Origin of the sequence: Sphingomonas sp. 10B4 (genome assembly GCF_035019905.1) — a bacterium.
Taxonomy (GTDB): domain Bacteria; phylum Pseudomonadota; class Alphaproteobacteria; order Sphingomonadales; family Sphingomonadaceae; genus Sphingomonas; species Sphingomonas glacialis.
This window is the reverse complement of sequence record NZ_JASJVC010000055.1, coordinates 1-23,470: the sequence shown is the minus strand read 5'-3', so window position 1 is coordinate 23,470 and position 23,470 is coordinate 1. Positions and strand designations below refer to the sequence as shown.

Genomic DNA, 23,470 nt, shown 5'->3' with positions numbered 1-23,470 from the left:
CGCCGCTTCAGGGCCGCATTATACTCAGGCCAGTTCGTCGTGCGATACACAGGTGCGGCAGGTTTGGGCATCACGCCTATCTATCCCACTCGATTCCCTACGTGAATCCCCAACGTCAGTTTTGCAACAAAGCCCCGCTGTTGGCCAAATTACAGCGCGTCTCGCACCTCGACGGAGACGACCTCCTGGCGATTCGGGCGTGGCCGATTCGTATGCAGAACGTACGCGGCAACGGCTACCTCCTGCGCGACGGGCAAATGGTGCGCGACTGCAGCTTGGTCCTTGAAGGGCACGCCTTTCGCAGCAAACTGACCGGCGTCGGGCAGCGCCAGATCCTGTCCTTCCACCGCCGCGGCGATATCGTCGATCTCCACCATCTCGAACTGCGCACCGCCGACCATAATGTCCAGGCGCTCAACGAGGCGCGGATCGCCTGGATTCCGATCGATGCGATCCGCGCGACGATCGACGCGCGCCCGAACGTCGCGCGCGCGTTGTGGCGCGACAGCTTGATCGACGGATCGATCCAGCGCGAATGGATCCTCAACGTCGGTCGGCGCGACGCGCGGACGCGGATCGCGCATCTGTTGTGCGAGCTGATCTATCGGCGCGAAGGGCCGCCGCTCGACGACGCGCAACGCCGTTTCGAACTGCCAATGAGCCAGGAGCAGATCGCCGACGCGACCGCGCTCACCCCAGTGCACGTCAACCGCATGCTGCAAAATCTCGAGGCCGAGCAGCTGATCGCCCGCGAGCGCCGGATGTTCGTGGTGCAAGATTGGGACGCATTGTGCCGCGTCGCCGATTTCGACCCGGCGTATCTGCACTTCGATTGATCCGCGCTTAGCTCGGCGGCACGCCACCACCCGCTGCCTGGAACAAGGCGACGGTATCGCTCAGCCGCGCCGCCCGCGCCTGGATAACGAGCGAGCGCGCCTGTGCGTCGGTCGCGGTCGCGTTGAGCAAGGCGAGCGTCCCGACATCGCCCAAAGCGAGCTGCCGCCGGATGAAGCCAAGCGCACGCGCCGACGAATCGCCCGCGCGCGAGGCCGCGTCATAAGCTTCGGCATCGGTCCGGAGCCCGGTGAGCGCATCCGACACGTCGCCGAACGCCTGGAGCACGGTCGCGCGATATTGCGCCTTGGCCGCATCGAGTGCCGCCTCGGCGGCGCGTTGCTGATGCCGCAGGGCGCCGGCGTGGAAGATCGGTTGCGTCACACCGCCGAACACCGACCAGAACGGATTGCCGCTCCTGAACATGTCGAACAAATGCTGCGCGGTGCCGCCGCCGGTGGCCTCGAGCTGGATGCTCGGCAGTCGTGCCGCGATCGCCGTCCCGACATCGGCCGCAGCGCCCTCGAGCTGCGCACGCGCCGCGCCCACGTCGGGCCGTCGCGCGACCAGGTCTGATGGCAGCAGCACCGGCAGATCCTGCGGCAGCGCGAGCGCCGTCAGCGACGGCAGCGCCGGGAGCGCGCTGCCAGAGGTACGCCCGATCAGCGTGGCGATGACGACGCGCTGATGCGCTTCGCCGCGCACCAGCGCCGGCAGCGCACTTTGCGCGGTCGCGAGCGCCGCCTGTTGCGTCGCGACATCCGCCGCGCCGACCGCGCCGAGCTGCTGCCGCTTCAGCAAGTGCGCGAGGATGTCGCGATTGACCGCGACGCTCGTCTGCAACGCGCTGATCTGGTCGGCGAGCGACGCGCGCTGGATCACCGCCTGGACGAGATTGGCGAGCACGGTGGTGCGTGCGGCATCGAGCCGGTGCCGCTGCACCTCGGCGAGCGCACGCGCCGAGCGGATCCGCGTCTTGATGCCGCCGAATAGATCGGGATTGTAGGTGACGTTCAGCTGCGCGGTGTGGAGCGTGTAGAGCTGCTGGTTCGAATCGATCACCGCGGGCGAGAGCGCATTCGACACGCGCGTGCGCTGCGCCTGGTAACTCGCGTCGACCTGCGGCAGCGCGCTGCCTGCGGTGGCCGATGCCTGCTCGCGCGCCTGGCGCAGCGTCGCGTCAGCGACCGCGATATCCGTGGCGTGCGCGAGCGCCTCGGCGACCAGCGTATCGAGCTCGCTGCTGCCGAAGGCGAGCCACCATTCGCTCGGGACTTCGGCCAGCCGGGTGGCCTGGGTCGGCCCCTGCGGCGGGGCGAAGCTCTGCGGCGCCATCGCCGGGGGCAGCGCGACCGGCGGCACCATCGCGCGCGGCCCCATCGCGCAGGCGCTCACGCCGAGCGCGAGCAGGCTGATCGCGATCCGCTTCATGCCAGCGTCTCCCCCTCGGCCGCGGGATGCGGATGATGCCCGACATCGCGGCCATGGGCGCCGCGATCCTCGGGCGCGACACGATGCGAGAACAGGTCGATCAGCACCGGCAGCACGAGCAGGATCAAGATCGGCGCGAGCGTCATCCCACCGACCACGACCAAAGCGAGCGGCTTCTGAACCTGGCTGCCGATGCCGTTCGACAGCGCGGCCGGCAGCAACCCGATCGCCGCGACGAGGCAGGTCATCACCACCGGACGCAGGCTGTGCCGCACCGTCGTCGCGATCGCGCCCGAGCGCGCGACGCCCTCGTCGATCGCGTGGTTGAAGGTGGTGACGACCAGGATGCCGTCCATCACCGCAATCCCGAACAGCGCGACGAAGCCGATCGCCGAGGAAATGCTGAACGCCGTCCCCGACACCGCGAGCGCGAGCACGCCACCGATAATCGCCATCGGGATCGCCGAGAAAGCGAGGAGACTATCGCGGATCGAGCCGAAATTGGCGTAGAGCAGCAGCAGGATCAGCAACAGGCTGATGGGCACGACGACTTCCAGCCGCGCGACGGCGTTGTTGAGATTGTCGAGCTCGCCCGCCCATTCGAGATGATAGCCCGGCGGCAGATGGACGCTGCGCGTGATCTCGGCGCGCGCTTGATCGACCGCGCCGCCGAGATCGCGCCCGCGGACCGAGAACTTGATTGGGATGTAGCGCTCCTGATGCTCGCGATAGATGAACGACGCGCCCGAGGTCAGCTTCACGTCGGCGACTTCGGACAGCGGCACCTGGATCGTACCCGTGCCGTTCGGCGAAGGCGCACCGACGGTGATGCGGCGGATCGAATCGATGCTGTCGCGCTGTTCGGCGCGCAGGCGAACGATGATCGGGAAGTGGCGGTCGGTGCCCTTCTCGTACAGATCGGCATTCGATTGCCCACCGATTGCCGCGGCGACGGTGGCGTTGATGTCGTCGGGGGTCAGGCCGTAACGCGAGGCGCGCGCGCGATCGACGTCGATCCGCACCGTCGGCTGCCCGAGCGACTGGAACACGCCGAGATCGACGATGCCGGGGACCTTGGCCATCTTGTCCTTGATCTGGTCGGCATACTTTTCGAGCGTCGCGAGATCGGGGCCGAACAGCTTGATCGAATTGGCGCCCTTCACCCCCGAGGCGGCTTCCTCGACATTGTCCTCGATATATTGCGAGAAGGAGAAATCGACGCCCGGGTATTTCGCCTGGAGCTTCTTCGACAGCTCGGCGGTGAGCGTCTCCTTGGTGACGCCCGCGGGCCATGTGCCGAACGGCTTCAACGGCACGAAAAACTCGGCGTTGAAGAAGCCGGTCGAATCGGTCCCATCATCGGGCCGGCCATGCGCCGAGAGCACCGATTCGACCTCGGGATAGGCTGCGATCATCCGCCGCACGCCGTCGACCACAGGCTGCCCCGCCTCGAGGCTGATCGATGCGGGCAAGCTCGCGCGGATGTACATATTGCCTTCCTCGAGATGCGGCAGGAACTCGATCCCGAGCGAGCGCACGCCGACCATCGCCGCGACGAGCAGCAGCAACGCGCCCCCGACCGCAAGCACGCGGTTGCCGAGCGCGAAGGCGGCGGCGGGTTCGTATGCGCGGCGCAGCTTGCCGACGATCCACGTCTCGACCTCGGACAGTTTGTCGGGCAGCAGCAGCGTCGCGAGCACCGGGGCGACCGTGAAGGTCGCGATCAGGCCGCCGGTGATGGCATAGGCATAGGTCTTCGCCATCGGCCCGAAGATATGCCCCTCGACCCCGGTCAGCGTGAACAGCGGCAGGAAGCTCGCGATGATGATCGCGGCGGCGAAGAAGATCCCGCGGCTGACCTCGTGGCTCGCGCCGAGCACCGCCGAGAAGCGGCTCGCCAGCGTGTAATGCCCCCCGGTTCCAGCCAATCGCCCGTTTTCGACATGCGCCGAACGTTCGACCATGTGGCGGAAGACATTCTCGACCATGATCACGCTCGCATCGACCACCAGCCCGAAATCGAGCGCACCGACCGACAGCAGGTTCGCGCTTTCGCCCTGCAGCACGAGGATGAGGATCGCGAAGGCGAGCGCGAACGGGATCGTCGCCGCGACGATGATCGCGCTGCGCAAATTGCCGAGGAACGCCCATTGCAGGAAGAAGATCAACGCGATCCCGGCGACGAGATTTTCGAGCACGGTGTGGATCGTCAGCTTGATCAGATCGGAGCGGTCATAGACGCGGTCGAGATGCACGCCCGGCGGCAGCAGCCCCGAGGCGTTGATGTCGGACACTTCCTTCTGCACCGCCTGGATCGTCGGCATCGACTGCGCGCCGCGCTGCATCAGCACGATGCCCTGCACGATGTCGTCTTCATTGTTGTATCCGGCGATGCCGAGCCGCGGCTCGTTGCCGATCTGGACGCGCGCGACGTCCTTCAACAGGATCGGCTGGCCGTTCGCGCTGCCGACCAGCACGTTCTCGATTCCCGAGACCGACTGGATCAGCCCGACGCCGCGGACGATCGCCGCCTGCGCGCCGAAGTTGATCGTCTGCCCCCCCACATTGCCGTCGCTCTTGGAGAGCGCCGCCAGCACTTGCGACACGGTGACGCCGTGCGCCGCGAGCCGGTCATTGTCGATCACCACGTCATAGGCGCGCAGCTTGCCGCCCCAGCCGGTGACGTCGATCACGCCCGGGATGCGCTTGAAGCGACGTTGCAGCACCCAGTCCTGCAGCGTCTTCAAATCCATCACCGAATAGCCCGGCGGCGCGGTGATCTTGTAGCGATAGATCTCGCCCACCGGACTCGTCGGCGACAACGTCGGCTGCGCCCCGCCCGATAGCGGCGGCAACTGCGACAGGCGGTTGATCACCTGCTGCTTGGCGGCCTCGTTGGTGAGATCGTAGCTGAACTGGATCTTGATGTCGGACAGGCCGAACAGCGAGATCGCACGGATCGCGGTGAGGTGCGGGATGCCCGCCATGCCGACTTCGATCGGGATGGTGACGTTGCGCTCCATCTCCTCGGCCGACAGGCCTTGCGTCTGCGTGATGACCTCGACCATCGGCGGGACGGGATCGGGATAGGCCTCGATATTGAGGTTCCAGAAGCCGATCGCCCCCGCCACCAGCATGGCGGCGAAGATACCGACGATCAGCAGCCGCTGGCGCAGCGAGAATTCGACGATTCTGTTCATTCGCCCAGACCAGCCTCGTTGACGAACAACGCGCCCGCCGTGACGATCCGCTCGCCCGGCTTGAGCCCGCTCAGGATGACGACCTGGCCGTCCTGCTCGTCGCCGGCGGTGACGGTGCGGCCCTGGAGCAACCCGTCGGGGCGCTCCACCCAGACGCGTGCCGCATCGCCCTCATGGATCACCGCCGCGACCGGAACGCGCAGCGCCGCGCTCTGCTGTGGCCGCTGGATCGAGAAGCTTGCGAACATCTGCGGTTTCAGCGCGCCGTCGGGATTGGCGATCGTCGCGCGCACCGGCAAGCGGTGCGTCTGCGGATCGAGCGCGGCGCCGACCAGGTCGATCGTCGCGTGGAAGCTGCGCCCCGGCAGCGCGGGGGTGGTGACCGTCACGCTATCGCCGACATGCACTGCGCTCGCATCGCCCTCGGCGAGCTGCGCGATCAGCCAGACGTGCGACGGATCGGTGATCGTCATCACCGGCTTGTCGCCGCCTTGCGCGACATATTGCCCCGCCGCCACGTCGCGCGACGCAATCAGACCGCCGACAGGGGCGTGGAGCGTCGTGCGATCGTGGATGCCCGACACCTCGCCGACACGTTCGAGCGCGCCGATCTCGCCCGCCGACTTGCCGAGGATCGCGAGCTTGTCGCGTGCCGCGCCGAGCGTCGCCGCCGCGGTGCGCGCGGTCGCCTGCGCGGCGATCAGGTCGGTCTGTGCCTGTTGATAATCCTTCTGCGCGCCGCCTGCGGTTTCGAAGATCTGCTTCTGACGCTCGGCGTTGCGGGTCGCAGTGGCGAGTTGTGCTTGCGCGTTCTGGAACGCCGCGCGTGCGCTGAACAGGCCGCTGCGCGCATCGACGAAATCGCTCGTCTGGATCAGCAGCAGCGGCTGCCCCGGCTTCACATATTGCCCGGCATCGGCGAGCACTTTCACGACTTGCCCGGCATAGGGCAGCAGTACCGGCGTGCTGCGATCACCATCGACAGTAATCGCACCGCTTGCGAGCGTGCGATGATCCGATTCGCCGACGCCGACGCGCAGCGTCTTGAGCCCCGCCATTTGCTCGGACGTCAGGCGGAGCGTGCCCGGCGGCGTCGTCGGCGCGGGTGCTGCATCGTGGTGGAACAGCGCGGCGAGCGCGCTCCACAACAGCGCCAAGCCGATCGCCGCCCCTCCAACGATACCGAGCCAGCGCATTTGCGTCGCGCGCGACAGGCTACGGGTGGGGGGCAGCGCCTGGGGGGGAACGGTCGTGTGCATCGAAGGACCTGCTGTGATTTGGCTGTCAGCCCTAGGCGCGCTCGCTTACAGTCGGCTTACAGATGCCGCAGTGCACACAGAAAAGGTCCGATGCGCGTACTATTGGTCGATGATGAGCCCGCGGTCGCGACGGCGCTGGCGGATGCGCTGGTCCGGCGCGGCGTCGCGATCGACCATGCGTCGACGATCGAAGCCGCCGAAGCCTATCTCGAGGCGAGCGACTATGCAGCGGTACTGCTCGATCTCGGCCTGCCCGATGGCGACGGGATGGGCCTGCTCACGCGAATGCGCGCGCGCGGCGATACGCGTCCCGTCCTCGTGCTGACCGCACGCGGGGCGATCGACGCGCGGATTCTCGGGCTCAACGCCGGCGCCGACGAATATATGGTCAAGCCGTTCGACCTCGACGAACTCCATGCGCGGCTGCTCGCGATCCTGCGGCGGCGCGACGGGCATGTCGGGCGCGCGCTGCAATGCGGCGCGCTCAGCTTCGCGGTCGAGACGCGCGTCGCCTCGGTCGGCGAGCGCGTGCTCGGCCTGTCGGCGCGCGAGACCGAATTGCTCGAACTGCTGCTGCGCCGCGTCGGCAAGGTCGTCCCCAAGCGGATCGCCGAGGACCATCTGTTCGGGCTCGACGGCGATCTCGGGTCGAACGCGATCGAGGTCTATGTCCACCGCCTGCGCAAGCGGCTCGACGAGGCGGCGACGGGTGCGCGGATCGAGACGGTGCGCGGCGTCGGCTATATGCTGCTCGCCACGCCGGCATGATGCGCGCGCCGCGCTCGCTGCTCGGGCAATTCGTCGTGCTGCACATCGCGGTTGCACTGATCGCGACGCTGGTGTTGCTGTGGAGCGCGACCACGCTGCTCCACCAGACCGCCGATCGTTTCCAGCGCAGCTTGCTCGTTCGGCAGGCACAGGTCGTCGCGGCGGCGCGCGCGGACGGCGCTGGCACGATCGCGGCCATCCCGCTGATCAACGGCATGGCGGTCGCCACCTTCGGCAGCGATCGGCGGATCGACCGCAGCAGCGGCCCCGCGCGGCGCGCCGTGCTTGCCGCGGCACCGCTCGACAGTCGCGCGCATTTCTTCCGTCGGGGCGCGGTCGAAGGGTATAGCCTGCCGACGCGCGGCGGCTGGATCGTCGTGTCGCAGGACGACACCGACCCCGAGGTCATCACCGACGATATCGTGCGCACCTTCCTCAAGCGCTTCGCCTTGCTCACGCTGCCGATCGCCGCGCTGGTGCCGTTGATCGGCGTGCTGCTCGCGCGGCGGCTGACGCTGCGGATGCGCGCGGTGTCGGCGATCGCGGCGACGATCGGCCCACAGTCGTTCGACACGCGCTTGCCGCGCGGGGTGCTTCCCACCGAGGCCGAGCCGCTCGCCGAGGCGACCAATGCCGCGCTCGATCGGCTGGTCGCCGCGCTCCACATCCAGAGCGCGTTCGCCGCCGATGTGTCGCACGAACTGCGCACCCCGCTCGCCGCGATCCGGCTGCGCGCCGACGCGGTCGCCGATGCGGGGGTGCGTGCCGACCTGATGGCGTCGGTCGATCGCGCGGCGCGCGTCATCGGGCAATTGCTCGCGCTCGCCGAGCTCGAGCAACCGCAGGTCGCCGGAGCCGAGGCGTTCGATCTGGTCGCGCTCGCCACGCAGGTGGTCGCCGATCGGGCACCGGGCATCGTTACCGGCGGCCGGTCGATCGCGTTCGAGACCGCGACCGATGTCGCCCCGGTCCACGGCTATCCCGACGCGATCATCCTCGCGCTCGAGAATCTGGTCGACAATGCCGCGAAATACACGCCCGTCGGCACGGCGATCATCGTGCGGGCGGGCCCCGGCGCGCGGGTGAGCGTGACCGATGACGGCATCGGCGTGCCAGCCGCGCAGCTTGCACGGCTAAAGGACCGCCTCTGGCGCGGCGCCGATCGCGGCGTCGAAGGATCGGGCATCGGCCTGTCGCTGGTCGAGCGGATCGCACGCGCGCATGGCGGCACGCTGACGATCACGCCCGGCCCCGAGGAGCGCGGCCTGGTGTTTGAGATCGTGCTGCGCGACCGCGCCACGCCGCACTGACCAGCGTCAGAGCAACGCCGCGATTACCGCGTCCAGCGTGCGAAGATCGCGGTCGGCAGCAACAGCCCGCGCGCTTCCTCGCGCACCGCCATCTCGCCGACTTCGACCGTACCGCCGAGATCGGACAGCGCCTGGCGCACTACCTCGCCGATCGCCAATGCCGACATCCGCACGGCATAAACGGTGAGGACGAGGAACTTGCTGTCCTTGTCGAGCAAGCGGCGGCAATCGGCGATCAGGCCGGGCAGGCCTTCCTCGAGCTTCCACACTTCGCCATCGGGGCCACGTCCGAACTTGGGCGGATCGAGGAAGATGCCGTCATAGCGTTTCTCGCGCCGCACTTCGCGCGCGGCGAACTTGGCGGCGTCGTCGACCATCCAGCGGATCGGCCGATCCGACATGTCCGACAGGAAAGCGTTGGCCTTGCCGGCATCGACCGATTTCTTCGAGGCATCGACATGCGTCATCGCTGCGCCCTTGGCGGCAAGCGCGAGCGTCCCGACCCCGGTATAGCCGAACAGGTTGAGCACTTGATCGCCCTCGGCGACCTTGCCGCGCATCCATTCCCATTGCGGCGCCATGTCGGGGAAGAAGGCCAAATGGCGGAAGGGCGTGTTTTGCGCGGTGAACAGCACTTCGTTCCAGCGGACATGCCAGCCGCCGCGCGGCACGTCGCGCGAGAGGTGCCAGCGTCCGCCGCCATCCTCGTCCGACGCGCCGATGAAGTCGCCATCGGCTTCCCAGCTGTCCGACGCGGGCGCCCACATCGCCTGCGGCTCGGGGCGGATGAAGCGGAAGCGGCCGTAGCGCTCGAGCTTGCGGCCGTGGCCGGAGTCGACGAGGCCGTAATCCTGCCAGGGTTCGGCGATGAGCGTGAGCAAAGGGCCCATTACCGTGCACTCGCCCGCTCGGCGATATACGCCGTCACCGCCTCGAACGTCCCCGGCAGCGAGGCGTAGCGTTCCTCGCGCTCGAACAGGTCGCCCATTCGCGCCGGCAGGACCGGGCGTTGCCCAGTCGCCCGCTCGACCGCGTCGCGGAACTTGGCGGGGTGCGCGGTCGCGAGCGTGACGATGGGCACGTCGGCCGGCAGATCGGCACGGCGAGCGGCCGCAAGGCCGATCGCGGTGTGCGGGTCGATCACTTGGCCGCTCGCTTCGCACGCCCAGCGCATCGCCAGCGCCATGTCGTCGAGATCGATCCGGTCGCTCGCAAACAGTGCAGCCGCGCCCTCGCGCTGCGCGTTCGTCAGGCGCATCGCCTTCGACGTCTCGAACCCGCGCATCTGATCGGCGAGTGCATGACCGTCGCGCCCGCCGAGATCGAACAACAACCGCTCGAAATTGCTCGAAACCTGGATGTCCATCGACGGGCTCGGCGTCGGCACGACGGTGCCTTGCGAATAGTCGCCGGCGCTCAGCGCACGGTGGAGGATGTCGTTGACGTTGGTCGCGACGATCAGCTTGGCGACCGGCAGCCCCATCTTGGCCGCAACGTATCCCGCAAACACGTCGCCGAAATTGCCCGTCGGCACCGAGAAGGCGACCGGTCGCTCGGGCGCGCCGAGCCGGACGGCGGCATAGAAATAATAGACGATCTGCGCCATCAACCGCGCCCAGTTGATCGAATTGACCGCCGACAGCGCGAACTTGCCCGAGAAGGCAGGATCGTTGAACATCGCCTTCACCAGCGCCTGTGCGTCGTCGAAGCTCGCATCCTCAAGCGCGATGTTGTGGATGTTGGGCGCGATCACCGTCGTCATCTGACGGCGCTGGACGTCCGACACGCGGCCCTTGGGGTGGAGCATGAAGACATCGACCCCGGCGCGCCCCGCAAGCGCGTCGATCGCTGCCGAGCCGGTATCGCCCGAGGTGGCGCCGACCACGGTCACCTGCTGCGTCGATCCGGTGAGGAAGCGTTCGAACAGCAAGCCCAGGAGCTGCAGCGCGACGTCTTTGAAGGCGAGCGTCGGGCCGTGGAAGAGCTCGAGCAGCCAATTGCGTTCGTCGAGTTGCGCGAGCGGCACCACCGCGGCGTGCGCAAAGCGGCCATAGGCCTGGGTACACAGCGTACGCAGATCGTCTTCGCTCAGCGTGCCCTCGACGAAGGGCAGCATCACCGCGACCGCGGTTTCGACATAGGACAGCCCCTGCATCGCCGCGATCTGCGCGGCCGAGAAGCTCGGCCAGCTTTCGGGCAGATAGAGTCCGCCATCCTTGGCAAGCCCCGCGAGTGTTACGTCGCGAAAGTCGAGGGTCGGCGCGGAGCCGCGCGTGCTGATATAGCGCATGGCGGTAGCGGTTAGCGGGGTGGAGGCGACTCGGCAACCGTTCGCCGCCGCAAGGCCACGGCATAGATAATTGCGGCAAGGCTCGCGAACACGAACCATTGTACCGCATAGGCAAGGTGATTGTTGGGCACCGCGTCGAGATCGGGGCCGGGATTGGGGTCGAGCCCGGCGGCCGGCGGATCAGCGACGAGCATCAGCGTCTTGGGCGCGCCTTCCCCGACCATCCCAGCGATCAGCGCCGCATGGTCGGGCGCGTAGGTCAGATATCCGGTGACGGGTCCGCCCTTCCAGACGGGCTTAGCATGCGGATCGTTGCCGAACCCGAGCTGTACCGTGAAGCCCGGTCCCTCGGCACCCGTGCGACACCTTGCGATCTGGCGCCAGCCAGTGCCGCCGCGCGCGTTGCGGCCACCTTCGATCGCGAAGCTGATCGGCTGCAGGCACAGCGCGCTCGCCCGGCGGAAAAGGAGCTTTGCGTCGGTCGGGTCGCGCGGGAATGCCATCGGTGGCAACGTCACGTTGCGCGCATAGCGGGCGAGCAGCGCGGCCTTCTCGCTGCGGCGCTCGAGCTGCCAGATGCCGAGCCCGATCATCGCGACGATCGCGATGCCGACGATCAGTGTCGGGATCAGCGGGACACGTTTCACGGCAACGTCTCGGGCGGCGCGATCCGCCCCTCGTGCGCGGCGGTGCGATATTCGGAGCCGAGCAGCGCGGCTTTCGCGATCCGCAGCGATCCGACCACGCTGACGACGGTGATCGGCAGCCAGATCAGCATCTGCAGCCAGATCGGCGGCCCGTAAGCCAGCTGGATCGTGATCGCGAGCCCGACGACGATCGCGCCGAGCACCAGCGTCAGGATCGCCGCTGGCCCGTCACCGACATTGAAGGTGGTGAAATCGAGCCCGCAGACTTTGCAGCGATCGCCGAAGTCGAGCACGCCCTTGAACAGCCCGGGCGCGCCGCAGCGCGGGCACAGGCCCTTCAGCGCTGCGGCAACGGGCGTCGGCGCCACGGCCTTCGCCCGCTGCTCGGTCACAGGCTCACCCTGCGTGGACCGGTGCGCCCCAGCCACCCCAGACATAGATCGAGACGAACAGGAACAGCCACACGACGTCGACGAAGTGCCAGTACCAGGCCGCCGCTTCGAAGCCGAAATGCTGCTTGGGGGTGAAATCGCCGCGATAGACGCGGATCTGGCAGACGATCAGGAAGACCGTGCCGATCATCACGTGGAAACCGTGGAAGCCAGTCGCCATGAAGAACGACGCACCATAATTGAGCCCCTTGAAGGGGAACGGCGCGTCGGCATATTCGTACGCCTGGATGCAGCTGAAGATCAGCCCGAGCACGATCGTGCACCACAGCCCCTTCTTGAGGCCGTCGCGGTCGCCGTGGATCAGCGCATGGTGTGCCCAAGTGATCGTCGTGCCGCTGGTCAGCAGGATCAGCGTGTTGAGCAGCGGGAAGCGGAAGGCATTGATGACCTCGAGCCCCTTCGGAGGCCAGGTGCCCGCCGTGTCGGTGACGACACTGACGGTCTTGGCGACCGAATCGTACGCGATGTGCGCGGGGAAGAGCGAGAAGTCGAAGAACGCCCAGAACCAGCCGACGAAGAACATCACTTCGGAGGCGATGAACAGGATCATGCCGTAGCGCAGGTGGAGCTGGACGACCGGCGTATGGTCGCCGGCATGCGCCTCGACGATAACCTGGCGCCACCAGCCGTACATCACCGCGAGCACGCCCGCCAAACCGGCGTAGAACACCAGACCTCCGCCAGCGGACGAATGCATCCACATGATCCCGCCAGCTGCCATCACGAGCGCAGCCATCGATCCGGCAAACGGCCAAATGCTCGGTGGTAGAATATGGTAATCGTGGTTCTTCGCACCGGCCATGGGTTTTCCCTCTGCTCTGGTCTCTATCTCGTCCCGTGACCCTGCTCTAGCCTTTGGCCTTCGCGGAATCCACCGGGTAAAACGTGTAGCTCAACGTGATCGTCTGGACGTCGCTTGCGTCGGGATCCTGGAGGATCTTGGGGTCGACGAAGAAAATCACCGGCATCCGCGCGGTTTCGCCAGGCTTCAAGGTCTGCTGTGTGAAGCAGAAGCACTGGATCTTGGTGAAATATTTGCCCGCCTGCGACGGCGTCACGTTGAACGTCGCGGTGCCCGTGATCGGCTTGTCCGACGTGTTGGTCGCGGTGAAGAACGCCATGTCGCGCGCGCCGATATCGACCGTCTCGGACGGGTTCTCAGGCGCGAACTTCCACGGCATGTGCGGCGCGACGTTGGTGTCGAAGTCGATGCGGATCTGCTGGTTGACCGCACCGGGCGCGCGCAGCGCGCGCTGCGTCGTGCCGTTGAGCCCCGTCGCCTGGCAGAACATCCGGTAGAGCGGGATGCTCGCCCAGCCGAGCCCGGTCATGAAGCAAATGCCCAGAACGGCAAAGAGCGCGGTACGAAGCTTGCCGTCGAGCACCATCAGTGCGGCATCCCCGCCTTGATCTTGGCGATGGTGATCGCGAACACCAGGACGACGAACGCGCCGAGGATCACGCCCAGCACCGCTGCGCGCGTACGCTGGCGCTTGCGGACGAGGTCGGCGTGCGGGATCGACAGGTCGGGGCGCGGGTCGGGGTTCATGTCGTCAGCCGATCGATTGCGAGGGTCGCGAAGATCGCGAGGATATAGCCGATCGAATAGACGAACAGGAAGCGTTCAGCCTTCATCTCGGCCGGCGTCGCCGCGCGCTGGACGACGACCCAGGCGGTGAGCCCGACAAAGATCGCCGACGTCACCGCCGCGATGATCCCGTAGGTCGCGCCAGCCAGGCCGAGCGCCCAGGGCGACACCGCCGCGGCGGCCATGAGCACGGCGTAGAACAGCATCTGCCAGCGCGTCGTGCGCGCGCTCGCCACGACGGGGAGCATCGGCACGCCGCCCTTGGCGTAATCATCACGGATTAGCAGCGCGAGCGCCCAGCTGTGCGGCGGAGTCCACAGGAAGATGATCGCGAACATCAGCAGCGGGAGCGTCGAAATGCTGCCGGTCGCCGCGACCCAGCCGATCAGCGGCGGGAATGCCCCCGCGGCACCGCCGATGACGATGTTCTGCGGCGTGCGGCGCTTGAGGCCGACGGTGTAGACGAGCACGTAGAACAGGATCGATGCGGCGAGCAGCGTCGCGGCGAGCAGCCCGATCGCCATCCCCATCAACAGCACCGAGAAGACCCCGAGCCCGACGCCGAACTGCAGCGCGGTCTCGCGCTCCATCTTGCCGGCAGGAAGCGGACGCTTGGCGGTGCGCTTCATCAGCGCGTCGATGTCGGACTCGTACCATTGGTTGAGCGCCCCAGCCGAGCCCGCGGCGAGCGCGATGCACAGGATCGCGGTGAAGCCGAGCACGAACGGAAGCTGCACCGGCGCCGCGAGCATCCCGCACAAAGCGGTGAACACCACCGACCGCATGACGCGCGGCTTGGTCAGCGCGAAGAAATCGCGCCAGTCGGCGGGGAGCGTCGCGGTGGGGGTAAGCGTGGTTACGGTCATTTCACTTCTACCCCCCTCCCGCGTGCGGGAGGGGCTGGGGGTGGGCTCACGCTCCAAACCGGGCGCTGAGTCGCGGGGTGAGCGCGCGCCCACCCCTACCCCTCTCGCAAGCAAGAGGGGAGAAAAAGATCGACCCTCGCCGCAGATGCAGCGAGGGTCGCAAACTCAGTCGATCCGCGGCAGCGTCTCGAACTGGTGATATGGCGGCGGGCTCGACAGCGTCCATTCGAGCGTCGTGGCACCCTCGCCCCAGGGGCTGTCGCCAGCGGGCTTGCCCTTGGCGAGCGACCAGATGACGTTGACGAAGAATACCAGCATCGACGCCGCCATGATCTTGTAGCCGAGCGTCGCGACCCAGTTCCAATGCGCCAGCGCATCGGTGTAGTCGGGCACGCGGCGCTGCATGTTCTGGAGGCCGAGGAAGTGCATCGGGAAGAACAGCACGTTCACGCCGAGGAAGAACACGTAATAGTGAATCTGGCCGAGCGTCTCGTTGTACATCTTCCCCGACATTTTCGGGAACCAGTAATAGAAGCCGCAGAACAGCGAGAACACCGCACCCAGCGACAGCACGTAGTGGAAATGCGCCACGACGTAGTAGCTGTCCTGCATGTAATCGTCGATGCCGCCATTGGCGAGCACGACGCCGGTGACGCCGCCGACGGTGAACATGAAGATGAAACCGATCGCCCACAGCATCGGCGTCTTGAACGACAGCGAGCCGCCCCACATCGTCGCGATCCACGAGAAGATCTTGATGCCGGTCGGCACCGCGATCACCATCGTCGCCGCGGTGAAGTACATCTTTGTGTTCACGCTGAGGCCCGTGGTGAACATGTGGTGCGCCCACACGACGAAGCCGACCACGCCGATCGCGACCATCGCGTAGGCCATGCCGAGATAGCCGAAGACGGGCTTCTTCGAGAAGGTCGAGATCACCTGGCTGACGATGCCGAAGCCCGGCAGGATCATGATGTAGACTTCGGGGTGGCCGAAGAACCAGAACAGATGCTGGTACAGGATCGGATCGCCGCCGCCGGCCGGATCGAAGAAGGTCGTGCCGAAGTTGCGGTCGGTCAGCAGCATCGTGATCGCGGCCGCGAGCACCGGCAGCGCCAGCAGCAGCAGGAAGGCGGTGACGAGCACCGACCACACGAACAGCGGCATCTTGTGCAGCGTCATGCCCGGCGCGCGCATGTTGAAGATGGTGGTGATGAAGTTGATCGCGCCGAGGATCGACGAGGCGCCCGCGAGATGGAGCGACAGGATCGCCATGTCGGTCGACGGCCCCGGCTCGCCATAGGTCGAGAGCGGCGCGTAGAGCGTCCAGCCGTTGCCGGCACCACCGAAGAAGGGCGAAGCGAGCAGCAGCGTGAACGAAGGGATCAGCAGCCAGAACGAGATGTTGTTCATCCGCGGGAAGGCCATGTCGGGCGCGCCGATCATGATCGGAACGAACCAGTTGCCGAAACCGCCGATCATGGCGGGCATCACCATGAAGAACACCATGATCAGACCGTGCGCGGTGATCAGCACGTTCCACAGATGGAGCGAGTGATCGAGCCCCTGCTCGCCACCGGGCAGGAAGCTTGCCCAATAGCCGAGATACTGGATGCCCGGCTCGGCGAGTTCGGCGCGCATCAGCCCCGAGATGGCGCCGCCGATGATTCCCGCGGTGATCGCGAAGATCAGGTACAGCGTCCCGATGTCCTTGTGGTTGGTCGACATGAACCAGCGCGCGAAGAACGACATCTGGTGATCGTCATGCGCGTGCGCATCCGAATGCAGGTGCGCGTCGAACGCGTGTCCGGTGAGAGCGGAGTCGGTCATGGCTTATTGTCCAACTGTGCCGGCGCCGGCGGCATTGGCCGTCGCGCTCGTGTTTCTGACAGGTCCGGTGGCTGCGCCGTCGGCGACCGGCCCGGTGACGTTCGCGGTCACGTCGACCGCGGGCGTGGCGGTGGCGGGCTCGGCGGTGGCGGGCGCTGCTGCCGCACCCGGCATCGTGCCGCCCTTGGCCTTGACCCACTGCGCATAGACAGCGGGGGTCACCGCCTCGACCGTGATCGGCATATAGCCGTGGCGCGCGCCGCAGAGCTCTGAGCAGACGCCGAAATAGACGCCGGGCTTGTCGATCGTGAAGCTCGTCTCGTTGAGGCGGCCCGGAACGGCGTCGAGCTTGATCCAGAACGCCGGGATTTCCCAGCTGTGGATCACGTCGTTCGAGGTGGTGATCAGCCGGATCGGCACGCCGACCGGGAGCACGACGCGATTGTCGGTTGCGAGCAGTCGCGGACCGTCGATCGCGGTCCGTGCGCGCTCGCCCTTGCCGGTCTCGCCCGCTTCCTTGAGCATGTTCGCGGTGATCTCGAACCCGCCATTGTCGGGGTATTGATACGACCAATACCATTGGTTGCCGATCGCCTTGAGCGTCACCGCGGTCTTCGGCGCGGGCTTGTACTGCGCCTGCAGCAGCCCGATCGAGGGGAGCGCGAGGCCGAGCAGGATCAACACCGGGACACCGGTCCACAGCACTTCGAGGATCGTGTTGTGCGAAGTCTTCGATGCGACCGGGTTGTTGGCGCGGCGATAGCGGATGACGACCCAGACAAGCAGCAACAGGACGAAGATCGTGATGATCGTGATCGTCGGCACGAGCAGCCAATTGTGGAACCACAGCGCCTGCTTGCCGTTCGGCGTGACCTGCGGCTGGATCGTGATCAGCCCGTCGACCGGCTGGCCGACATTGGGGTCGATCGCCATCGCGGGTGCGCCGTCGACCGCGAGCATCGGATCGTTCGAGACTGCGGGGGCAGCGACTGCGGCGGGGGCGGCTTGCACCGTGGCGGGCGAAGCGGCGACCGGCGCGGCTTCGACGGGTTTGGCGACAGGCGCGATCGGGGCGGGTTGCGGCGCGGCGTCGGCCGCTCCGATGCTCGAGATCGCGAGGCTCGCCGCCAGCACGATCGATTTGATCCCGATCCTACGCATCGTCTGCTTCTACCCTCTGCAGCGCCGCTTTTACGGCATTATCAAGGCGGGGACACGCCTTTATCGCTTGGCGTATAGCAGGCTATGCCCTCGCCTCAACCCGCGCCGACGCCTTTTTTGGCACAATCGTTGCGCGACGCGGCGCGCGACCCTAATCAAGCGGCTCTTCCTGCAGGACGGACCACCAATGACCGACGCCGATGTTATTGCCGAATTCCGCGCCGCCGAGGCCTTGTTGGAGGGGCACTTCATCCTGTCGTCGGGGCTGCGCTCGCCACGCTATCTGCAATGCGCGCGCGTGCTGATGGACCCGGCGCGCGGCGCGCGGCTGGCCGAAGCGCTCGTCGCGCGCCTCCCGGCCGAGCTTCGCGCGAGCATCGCCGCGGTGATCTCGCCTGCCATGGGCGGCGTGATCGCCGGGCATGAAATGGGCCGCGCGCTCGGCGTGCCGGCGATGTTCCTCGAACGGCCCGAGGGCGTGTTCGAACTTCGCCGCGGCTTCCGGATCGAACCCGGCACCAAGGTTTTGATGATGGAGGACGTCGTCACCACCGGGCTGTCATCGCGCGAGGCGATCGCGGCGATCGCGCGCGCCGGCGGCGAGACGGTCGCGGCGGCGGCGCTGGTCGATCGCTCGAGCGGGACCGCAGATTTGGGCGTGCCGTTCTTCCCGCTGATCCGGCTCGACGTGCCGACCTATGCGGCGGACGCCTTGCCGCCCGAACTCGCGGCGATCCCCGCGATCAAGCCCGGGAGTCGCGCAGCATGAACCGCGAACTGCGCCTCGGCGTCAACATCGACCATGTCGCAACGGTGCGCAATGCACGCGGCGCGGGCTATCCCGATCCGGTGCGCGCGGCGCTGCTCGCTGCCGAAGCGGGTGCTGACGGCATCACCGCGCATCTGCGCGAGGATCGCCGCCACATCACCGACGACGATATCGCCCGCCTATCCGAGCAATTGACGATCCCGCTCAACCTCGAAATGGCGGCGACCGAGGAAATGCTCGCGATCGCGCTGCGCCATACGCCGCATGCCGCGTGCATCGTGCCAGAAAAGCGCGAGGAAGTGACGACCGAGGGCGGGCTCGACGCCGCCGGGCGTTACGATCGGCTCGCGCCGCTGGTCGGCGCGTTGCGCGATGCCGGGATCCGCGTCTCGCTGTTCATCGAACCCGATGCGCGCCAGATCGATGCCGTGATCCGGCTCGGCGCGCCGGTGATCGAGCTTCATACCGGCCGCTATTGCGATCTCACGGGCGAAGCGCAGACCGCCGAGTTGCGCCGCTTGGCCGATGCGGCCGCGCTGGCGGCGAAGAACGGCATCGAGGTCCATGCCGGGCACGGGTTGACCTATGCCAATGTCGCGCCAATCGCGGCGATCCCGCAGGTGCGCGAGCTGAACATCGGGCATTTCCTGGTCGGCGAGGCGCTGTTCGTCGGGCTCGACCAGGCCGTCCGCCAGATGCGCGCGGCGATGGACGCGGCGCGGTGAAGCGCGCGCGACCTGCTCCCCTCCCGCGTGCGGGAGGGGCCAGGGGAGGGCCTGTTTCTGCGAGCACGGCGCTGGACGCACGCCCCTCCCCTAACCCCTCCCGCAAGCGGGAGGGGAATCTGCGATGATCATCGGCATCGGTTCGGACCTCTGCAATATCGAGCGGATCCAGGCGTCGCTCGACCGCTTCGGCGCGCGCTTCGAAAATCGCGTGTTCACCCCGCTCGAACAAGCGAAGGCCGCCCGTCGCCCTTTCACCAAGGCCGGCACGCTCGCCAAGCGCTTCGCCGCCAAGGAAGCTTTTTCGAAAGCCGTCGGTACCGGATTCAAGGCTGGCGTGTTCATGCGCGATATCGGTGTCGTCAACGCCCCCTCGGGCGCGCCGACACTGGCGCTGACCGGCGGGGCAAAGGCGAGGCTTGACGCGATCACGCCCGACGGCCACGTCGCGACGCTCCATTTGACGATGACCGACGATCACCCCTGGGCGCAGGCCTTCGTGATCATCGAAGCGGTCATGAAGGATACGTATGAGTGAGGATGTGGCCCTGCGCACGCAAGACACCAACGAGCCCGTCCCCCACGAGCCCGTGATCCAGCCCAAAAAGGGGCGGACCGACTGGGCGGGCGAAGTGCGCGGCATCTTCTGGCTGATCCTTGCGGTGCTCGGCTTTCATACCTTCATCGCCAAGCCCTTCTATATTCCCTCGGAATCGATGCTGCCGGGGCTGCTCGTCGGCGATCAGCTGGTCGTCAGCAAGTTTCCGTACGGGTGGTCGTTCGTCTCGCCGACCTTCCATCTGCTGCCGTTCATCAAGGGCCGTTTGCTCGGCCATCTTCCCGAGCGCGGCGACGTCGTCATCGTCACGCCGCCGGGCACCGAGACCGATTATATCAAGCGGCTGATCGGCCTGCCCGGCGATCGCCTCGAAGTGCGCGACGGCACCGTGATCCTCAACGGCGTGCCCGTGAAGCGCGGCCCGCTGCATTATGTCGACATCCCCAATTACGGCGGCGTCCAGCTTCCCGCGCCCGAACGCGCGACGTGCGATCTCGGCGACGACGCGCTGCGCACCGCCCCCGATGGCAAGACCGTCTGCCACGTCCCCGTCATCACCGAGACGCTCCCCAACGGGCGGCATTACGACACGGTCGAGCTCGGGCCGTCGATCGGCGATAACTATAAGGAAGTCACGATCCCGGCGGGTCACGTCTTCCTGATGGGCGACAATCGCGATCGCAGCGCCGACAGTCGCTTCTCACTGGCAGAACAGGGCCTGGGCGGTCCGGTCCCGTGGGAATATCTCGGCGGTCGCGCCGAGTTCATCACCTTTTCCAAGACAGGCTTGGGAAGCTGGAACCCGCTGACCTGGGGACAATCGTTCCGCGGTGGCCGCGCCGGCACCTCGCTGCATGCGGAGCGTTCCCAGTGAGCGAAGACACGGCCCAAGCCAAGATCGTGACCGAACCGGCCCCCAACGAACTGCGCGATCCCTTCGTCCGACAGGAGTTGAAGCGCGCGACCGTGTGGCTCGGGCTGGCGGGCGCGATCGCGCTCGTCGTGTTGCTGATCCAGCCATTGCTGATCATCTTCGGCGGCCTCGTTTTCGCCTCGATGCTTGATGGCGGGGTGCGCCTACTCGGCCGCGTGCTGCCGATCGGCCGCGCCTATCGGCTCGCGATCGTCGTGGTGCTGACCGTGCTGTTCATCGCGATCGTCTTCTATCTGACCGGCGCCGGCATCACCCAGCAGTTCGAGCAATTGCGCGCGACGTTGATGACCCAGGCGACCAAGCTGATCACCTGGGCCTCGCAAAAGGGGATCATGCCAGGCAAGGCCGATCTCAACGGCATCATGCAGCAGGCGCTCGGGTCGTTCGGCAAGCTTACCTCGTATCTCGGCATTGCGTTCGGCGCGCTGGCAAGTCTCGTCATGGTGCTGGTGATCGGCCTGTTCATCGCGATGGAGCCACGGCTCTACGAGGGCGGGCTGCAGTGGATGGTGCCGAGCGACCAGCGCAAGCGCTTCTCGGGCACGATCAAGGAGATGGCCAAGACGATGCGCCGGCTGCTCGCCGGGCGCTTGTTCGGCATGGCGATCGAAGGCGTTATGACGGGGATCGCGCTCGCGATCGCGGGCGTGCCTATGGCCTTGGTGCTCGGCATCATCACCGGCATCCTCGCCTTCATTCCCAATATCGGCGCAATCACCAGCGGGATCATCATGATCTCGGTCGGCTTCAGTGCGGGGATGAATACGGGGCTGGCCGCGATCGGCATCTATATCTTCATCCAGGGGCTCGACGGCTATGTCATCATCCCAATGGTCGCCAAACGGACGGTCGATCTGCCGCCGGCGCTGACGCTGTCGATGCAGATCCTTGCCGGCACGCTGTTCGGCATCATCGGGCTGACGCTCGCCGACCCGATGACCGCGATGATCAAGGTCGCGCTCGAGCGGAGCTCGGAGGCGGAGGGGGACGCCGAGGCATGATCCTCTACGATTATTGGCGCTCCTCGGCGGCATATCGCGTTCGGATCGCGCTCAACCTCAAAGACATCGCGCATGAGCGTGTGGCGATCGATCTCACCCAAGGCGCGCAGCGCGCGCCCGATTATGTCGCGCGCAACCCACAAGGTCTGGTGCCCGCGCTCGATACCGGCAGCGCGATCCTGACGCAGAGCCTCGCGATCATCGACTATCTCGACACCGTCTATCCGGCGGCGGCGCTGCTGCCCGCCGATCCGGTCGCGCGCGCGCAGGTGCAGGCGCAAGCGCTGGTGATCGCCGCCGACATCCATCCGATCGACAATCTGCGCGTGCTCAACCAACTGACCGCGCAGTTCGGCGCCGATCAAGCCGCGCGCGAGACGTGGTATGCGCACTGGATCATCGAGGGGCTTACCGCGCTCGAAGCGATGACCGCCGATCTGCCCGGCCCCTTCCTCGGTGGCACGGCGCCCAATCTCGCCGACATCTGCCTGGTGCCGCAGCTCTATAATGCCCGCCGATTCGTTGTCCCGCTCGATGCCTGGCCACGCCTGGTCGCGGCGGATGCGGCGGCCAGCGCGATGCCGGCGATCGCCGCCGCGCATCCTGACCGGGTCAAGCCGACCGCGGCCTGATCCCGACAGCGCGACGGCGCGTCAGGCCGCCATCGCAAAGCGGCGTTCGAGCACCACTTCGTCGAACAGATCGAGATAGGCCTCGGCGGCATGCTCGCCCGGCTGCGGCACCGGCCGCGGGCGTGCGCGACCGGGGGCAAGCCAGTCGTCAAGCGCCGCGAACAGCGCGCCCGCGTCCCCCGGCGTGACGATCGTGCCGAGCGACGGACGCGTGATGATCTCGCGCACCGCGACGCTCGAATCGGTGCTGATGACGGGCGTTCCGACCGCGAGCGACTCGCGCAGCACACCGGGCACGCCCTCGAAATCCGAAACGAGCGCCAGCGCCGCGGCGCGCGCGATCACCGGGGTTGGGTCGGCGACATGCCCCGGCAGCGAGACCCGGCCGCCAAGTCCGAGTGCGGCGATCTGCGCCTCTAGCGCGGGACGCTCGGCCCCCTCACCGACGATCATCAGCGCGATATCGCGATCGGCGATGCGATCGAACGCATCGATCAGCCGGTCCCAGCGCTTCTGCGGCGCGAGTCGCCCGACGCCGAGCAGGAACCGCCCGGCCGGCATGGCGGGCAGCACCGAATCGCGAGTGCCAAGGACCGGTGGATTGGGGATGACGCTCAACATCGCGCGATCCGCGCCCATCTCGGCACACGCTTCTTCCGCCATCGCGGGGCTCATCGCGACCAGCCGGTCGACAAAGCTCGGATGCCAGCGCAGCCAGCGGCGATAGGCCATCGCAAAGGCAGGACCGTGGTCGCGCCGAACCAGCGCGTTCGAAATCTTCGCAACAATCGGCGGACACGCGCTGCCGAGCCGCAATTTGGTCCAGGCCGCAAGCGCGGAATAGTGGTTGCCGGGGCAGAACAACACGTCGGGGCCAATCTCGTGCGTCACTGCGGCGAGGCCGCCCATCCCGATCATCGAGGACCGTCCGAGCAGCCGAGTCTCGACATTATCGGGCAGATCGCGCGACAGCGGGCCCGTGGCGTCGCCGATCACCAGCGTCACGCGCCGGCCGAGATCGCTCCATCCCTTGACGAGCCGCAGCAGCGCCTTTTCGACACCACCCCCCTCAAGCGTTTGGGCAAAAGCGAGAATATGCGCGGCGGGGGGTCTGGGACTCAACATGATGAGCGACGCTATACTCCGTCTGCTTGACGACCCGCGAAATCGTCGCTCGCTCAAGCCATGATTCTGAAATCTGCAGGATCGATGAC

General features: G+C 66.9%; 23 protein-coding genes. 9 read left to right on the top strand and 14 right to left on the bottom strand.

All coding sequences use genetic code 11. The annotated features are described in order from the left end of the window. The first annotated feature begins 212 nt into the window (after positions 1 to 212). A complete protein-coding gene (locus QN347_RS14495; protein WP_229839372.1) occupies positions 213 to 836 on the top strand; it encodes a Crp/Fnr family transcriptional regulator in 624 nt (207 codons plus the stop codon). A 7-nt stretch (positions 837 to 843) separates the two neighbouring features. Here QN347_RS14495 and QN347_RS14490 read toward each other — a convergent pair whose 3' ends face one another. Genes QN347_RS14490 through QN347_RS14480 form a run of 3 tightly spaced genes read right to left on the bottom strand, consistent with a single transcriptional unit; the run spans position 844 to position 6,724 of the window. Beyond that, entirely contained in the window at positions 844 to 2,265 is a 1,422-nt protein-coding gene (locus QN347_RS14490; protein WP_322161944.1) for an efflux transporter outer membrane subunit, read from the bottom strand. After that, the gene (locus QN347_RS14485) at positions 2,262 to 5,465 is read right to left on the bottom strand and encodes a CusA/CzcA family heavy metal efflux RND transporter (protein ID WP_322161943.1); all 3,204 of its coding nucleotides are present in this window, start codon (positions 5,463 to 5,465) and stop codon (positions 2,262 to 2,264) included. The genes QN347_RS14490 and QN347_RS14485 overlap by 4 nt, the downstream gene beginning before the upstream one ends. Then, the gene (locus QN347_RS14480; RefSeq protein ID WP_322161942.1) at positions 5,462 to 6,724 is read right to left on the bottom strand and encodes an efflux RND transporter periplasmic adaptor subunit; all 1,263 of its coding nucleotides are present in this window, start codon (positions 6,722 to 6,724) and stop codon (positions 5,462 to 5,464) included. Before QN347_RS14480 ends, QN347_RS14485 begins: the two co-directional genes overlap by 4 nt. 90 nt (positions 6,725 to 6,814) lie before the next feature. Between QN347_RS14480 and QN347_RS14475 the strand changes: the two genes are divergently transcribed. Together QN347_RS14475 and QN347_RS14470 are read left to right on the top strand one after the other, a co-directional pair. Further along, positions 6,815 to 7,492 carry a response regulator gene (locus QN347_RS14475; protein ID WP_133191496.1) on the top strand — a complete coding sequence of 226 codons (678 nt, stop codon included), beginning with the start codon at positions 6,815 to 6,817 and terminating at the stop codon, positions 7,490 to 7,492. After that, positions 7,492 to 8,802, top strand: coding sequence for a HAMP domain-containing sensor histidine kinase (locus QN347_RS14470; protein WP_323494091.1), 1,311 nt, complete (start codon positions 7,492 to 7,494; stop codon positions 8,800 to 8,802). The genes QN347_RS14475 and QN347_RS14470 overlap by 1 nt, the downstream gene beginning before the upstream one ends. Positions 8,803 to 8,825: 23 nt before the next feature. Here the strand turns inward: QN347_RS14470 and QN347_RS14465 are convergent, their stop codons facing one another. The 10 genes from QN347_RS14465 to coxB form a co-directional block, all read right to left on the bottom strand. Continuing rightward, positions 8,826 to 9,692, bottom strand: coding sequence for a class I SAM-dependent methyltransferase (locus tag QN347_RS14465; protein WP_189676347.1), 867 nt, complete (start codon positions 9,690 to 9,692; stop codon positions 8,826 to 8,828). Further along, a complete protein-coding gene (gene thrC, locus QN347_RS14460) occupies positions 9,692 to 11,092 on the bottom strand; it encodes a threonine synthase (protein WP_322161940.1) in 1,401 nt (466 codons plus the stop codon). Before thrC ends, QN347_RS14465 begins: the two co-directional genes overlap by 1 nt. An 11-nt stretch (positions 11,093 to 11,103) precedes the next feature. Then, the gene (locus tag QN347_RS14455; protein ID WP_322161938.1) at positions 11,104 to 11,739 is read right to left on the bottom strand and encodes an SURF1 family protein; all 636 of its coding nucleotides are present in this window, start codon (positions 11,737 to 11,739) and stop codon (positions 11,104 to 11,106) included. Continuing rightward, positions 11,736 to 12,131, bottom strand: a complete 396-nt coding sequence (locus QN347_RS14450; RefSeq protein WP_165954551.1) for a DUF983 domain-containing protein — start codon at positions 12,129 to 12,131, stop codon at positions 11,736 to 11,738. Before QN347_RS14450 ends, QN347_RS14455 begins: the two co-directional genes overlap by 4 nt. Before the next feature lie 4 nt (positions 12,132 to 12,135). Further along, entirely contained in the window at positions 12,136 to 12,993 is an 858-nt protein-coding gene (locus tag QN347_RS14445; RefSeq protein WP_133191492.1) for a cytochrome c oxidase subunit 3, read from the bottom strand. 46 nt (positions 12,994 to 13,039) lie between these two features. Further along, positions 13,040 to 13,579, bottom strand: coding sequence for a cytochrome c oxidase assembly protein (locus QN347_RS14440; RefSeq protein ID WP_189676351.1), 540 nt, complete (start codon positions 13,577 to 13,579; stop codon positions 13,040 to 13,042). After that, positions 13,579 to 13,740, bottom strand: a complete 162-nt coding sequence (locus QN347_RS14435) for a hypothetical protein (protein WP_165954550.1) — start codon at positions 13,738 to 13,740, stop codon at positions 13,579 to 13,581. The genes QN347_RS14440 and QN347_RS14435 overlap by 1 nt, the downstream gene beginning before the upstream one ends. Continuing rightward, positions 13,737 to 14,645 carry a heme o synthase gene (locus tag QN347_RS14430; protein ID WP_322161936.1) on the bottom strand — a complete coding sequence of 303 codons (909 nt, stop codon included), beginning with the start codon at positions 14,643 to 14,645 and terminating at the stop codon, positions 13,737 to 13,739. Before QN347_RS14430 ends, QN347_RS14435 begins: the two co-directional genes overlap by 4 nt. A gap of 165 nt (positions 14,646 to 14,810) precedes the next feature. Continuing rightward, positions 14,811 to 16,475, bottom strand: a complete 1,665-nt coding sequence (ctaD, locus tag QN347_RS14425; RefSeq protein ID WP_322161935.1) for a cytochrome c oxidase subunit I — start codon at positions 16,473 to 16,475, stop codon at positions 14,811 to 14,813. 3 nt (positions 16,476 to 16,478) lie between these two features. Beyond that, positions 16,479 to 17,636 carry a cytochrome c oxidase subunit II gene (gene coxB / locus QN347_RS14420; RefSeq protein ID WP_322161934.1) on the bottom strand — a complete coding sequence of 386 codons (1,158 nt, stop codon included), beginning with the start codon at positions 17,634 to 17,636 and terminating at the stop codon, positions 16,479 to 16,481. 187 nt (positions 17,637 to 17,823) lie between these two features. Here coxB and pyrE point away from each other — a divergent pair, with 187 nt between their 5' ends. The 6 genes from pyrE (at position 17,824) to maiA (ending at position 22,256) form a co-directional block, all read left to right on the top strand. Then, positions 17,824 to 18,405 carry an orotate phosphoribosyltransferase gene (pyrE, locus tag QN347_RS14415; RefSeq protein ID WP_133191487.1) on the top strand — a complete coding sequence of 194 codons (582 nt, stop codon included), beginning with the start codon at positions 17,824 to 17,826 and terminating at the stop codon, positions 18,403 to 18,405. Further along, the gene (locus QN347_RS14410; protein WP_133191486.1) at positions 18,402 to 19,130 is read left to right on the top strand and encodes a pyridoxine 5'-phosphate synthase; all 729 of its coding nucleotides are present in this window, start codon (positions 18,402 to 18,404) and stop codon (positions 19,128 to 19,130) included. Before pyrE ends, QN347_RS14410 begins: the two co-directional genes overlap by 4 nt. 124 nt (positions 19,131 to 19,254) lie before the next feature. Further along, a complete protein-coding gene (gene acpS / locus QN347_RS14405) occupies positions 19,255 to 19,668 on the top strand; it encodes a holo-ACP synthase (protein WP_322161932.1) in 414 nt (137 codons plus the stop codon). Beyond that, the gene (lepB, locus tag QN347_RS14400) at positions 19,661 to 20,563 is read left to right on the top strand and encodes a signal peptidase I (RefSeq protein WP_322161931.1); all 903 of its coding nucleotides are present in this window, start codon (positions 19,661 to 19,663) and stop codon (positions 20,561 to 20,563) included. Before acpS ends, lepB begins: the two co-directional genes overlap by 8 nt. After that, positions 20,560 to 21,624 carry an AI-2E family transporter gene (locus QN347_RS14395; RefSeq protein ID WP_322161929.1) on the top strand — a complete coding sequence of 355 codons (1,065 nt, stop codon included), beginning with the start codon at positions 20,560 to 20,562 and terminating at the stop codon, positions 21,622 to 21,624. Before lepB ends, QN347_RS14395 begins: the two co-directional genes overlap by 4 nt. Further along, positions 21,621 to 22,256, top strand: coding sequence for a maleylacetoacetate isomerase (gene maiA / locus QN347_RS14390; RefSeq protein WP_322161927.1), 636 nt, complete (start codon positions 21,621 to 21,623; stop codon positions 22,254 to 22,256). The genes QN347_RS14395 and maiA overlap by 4 nt, the downstream gene beginning before the upstream one ends. A gap of 21 nt (positions 22,257 to 22,277) precedes the next feature. Here maiA and QN347_RS14385 read toward each other — a convergent pair whose 3' ends face one another. Further along, positions 22,278 to 23,381 carry a glycosyltransferase gene (locus QN347_RS14385; RefSeq protein ID WP_322161926.1) on the bottom strand — a complete coding sequence of 368 codons (1,104 nt, stop codon included), beginning with the start codon at positions 23,379 to 23,381 and terminating at the stop codon, positions 22,278 to 22,280. Positions 23,382 to 23,470: the final 89 nt, after the last annotated feature.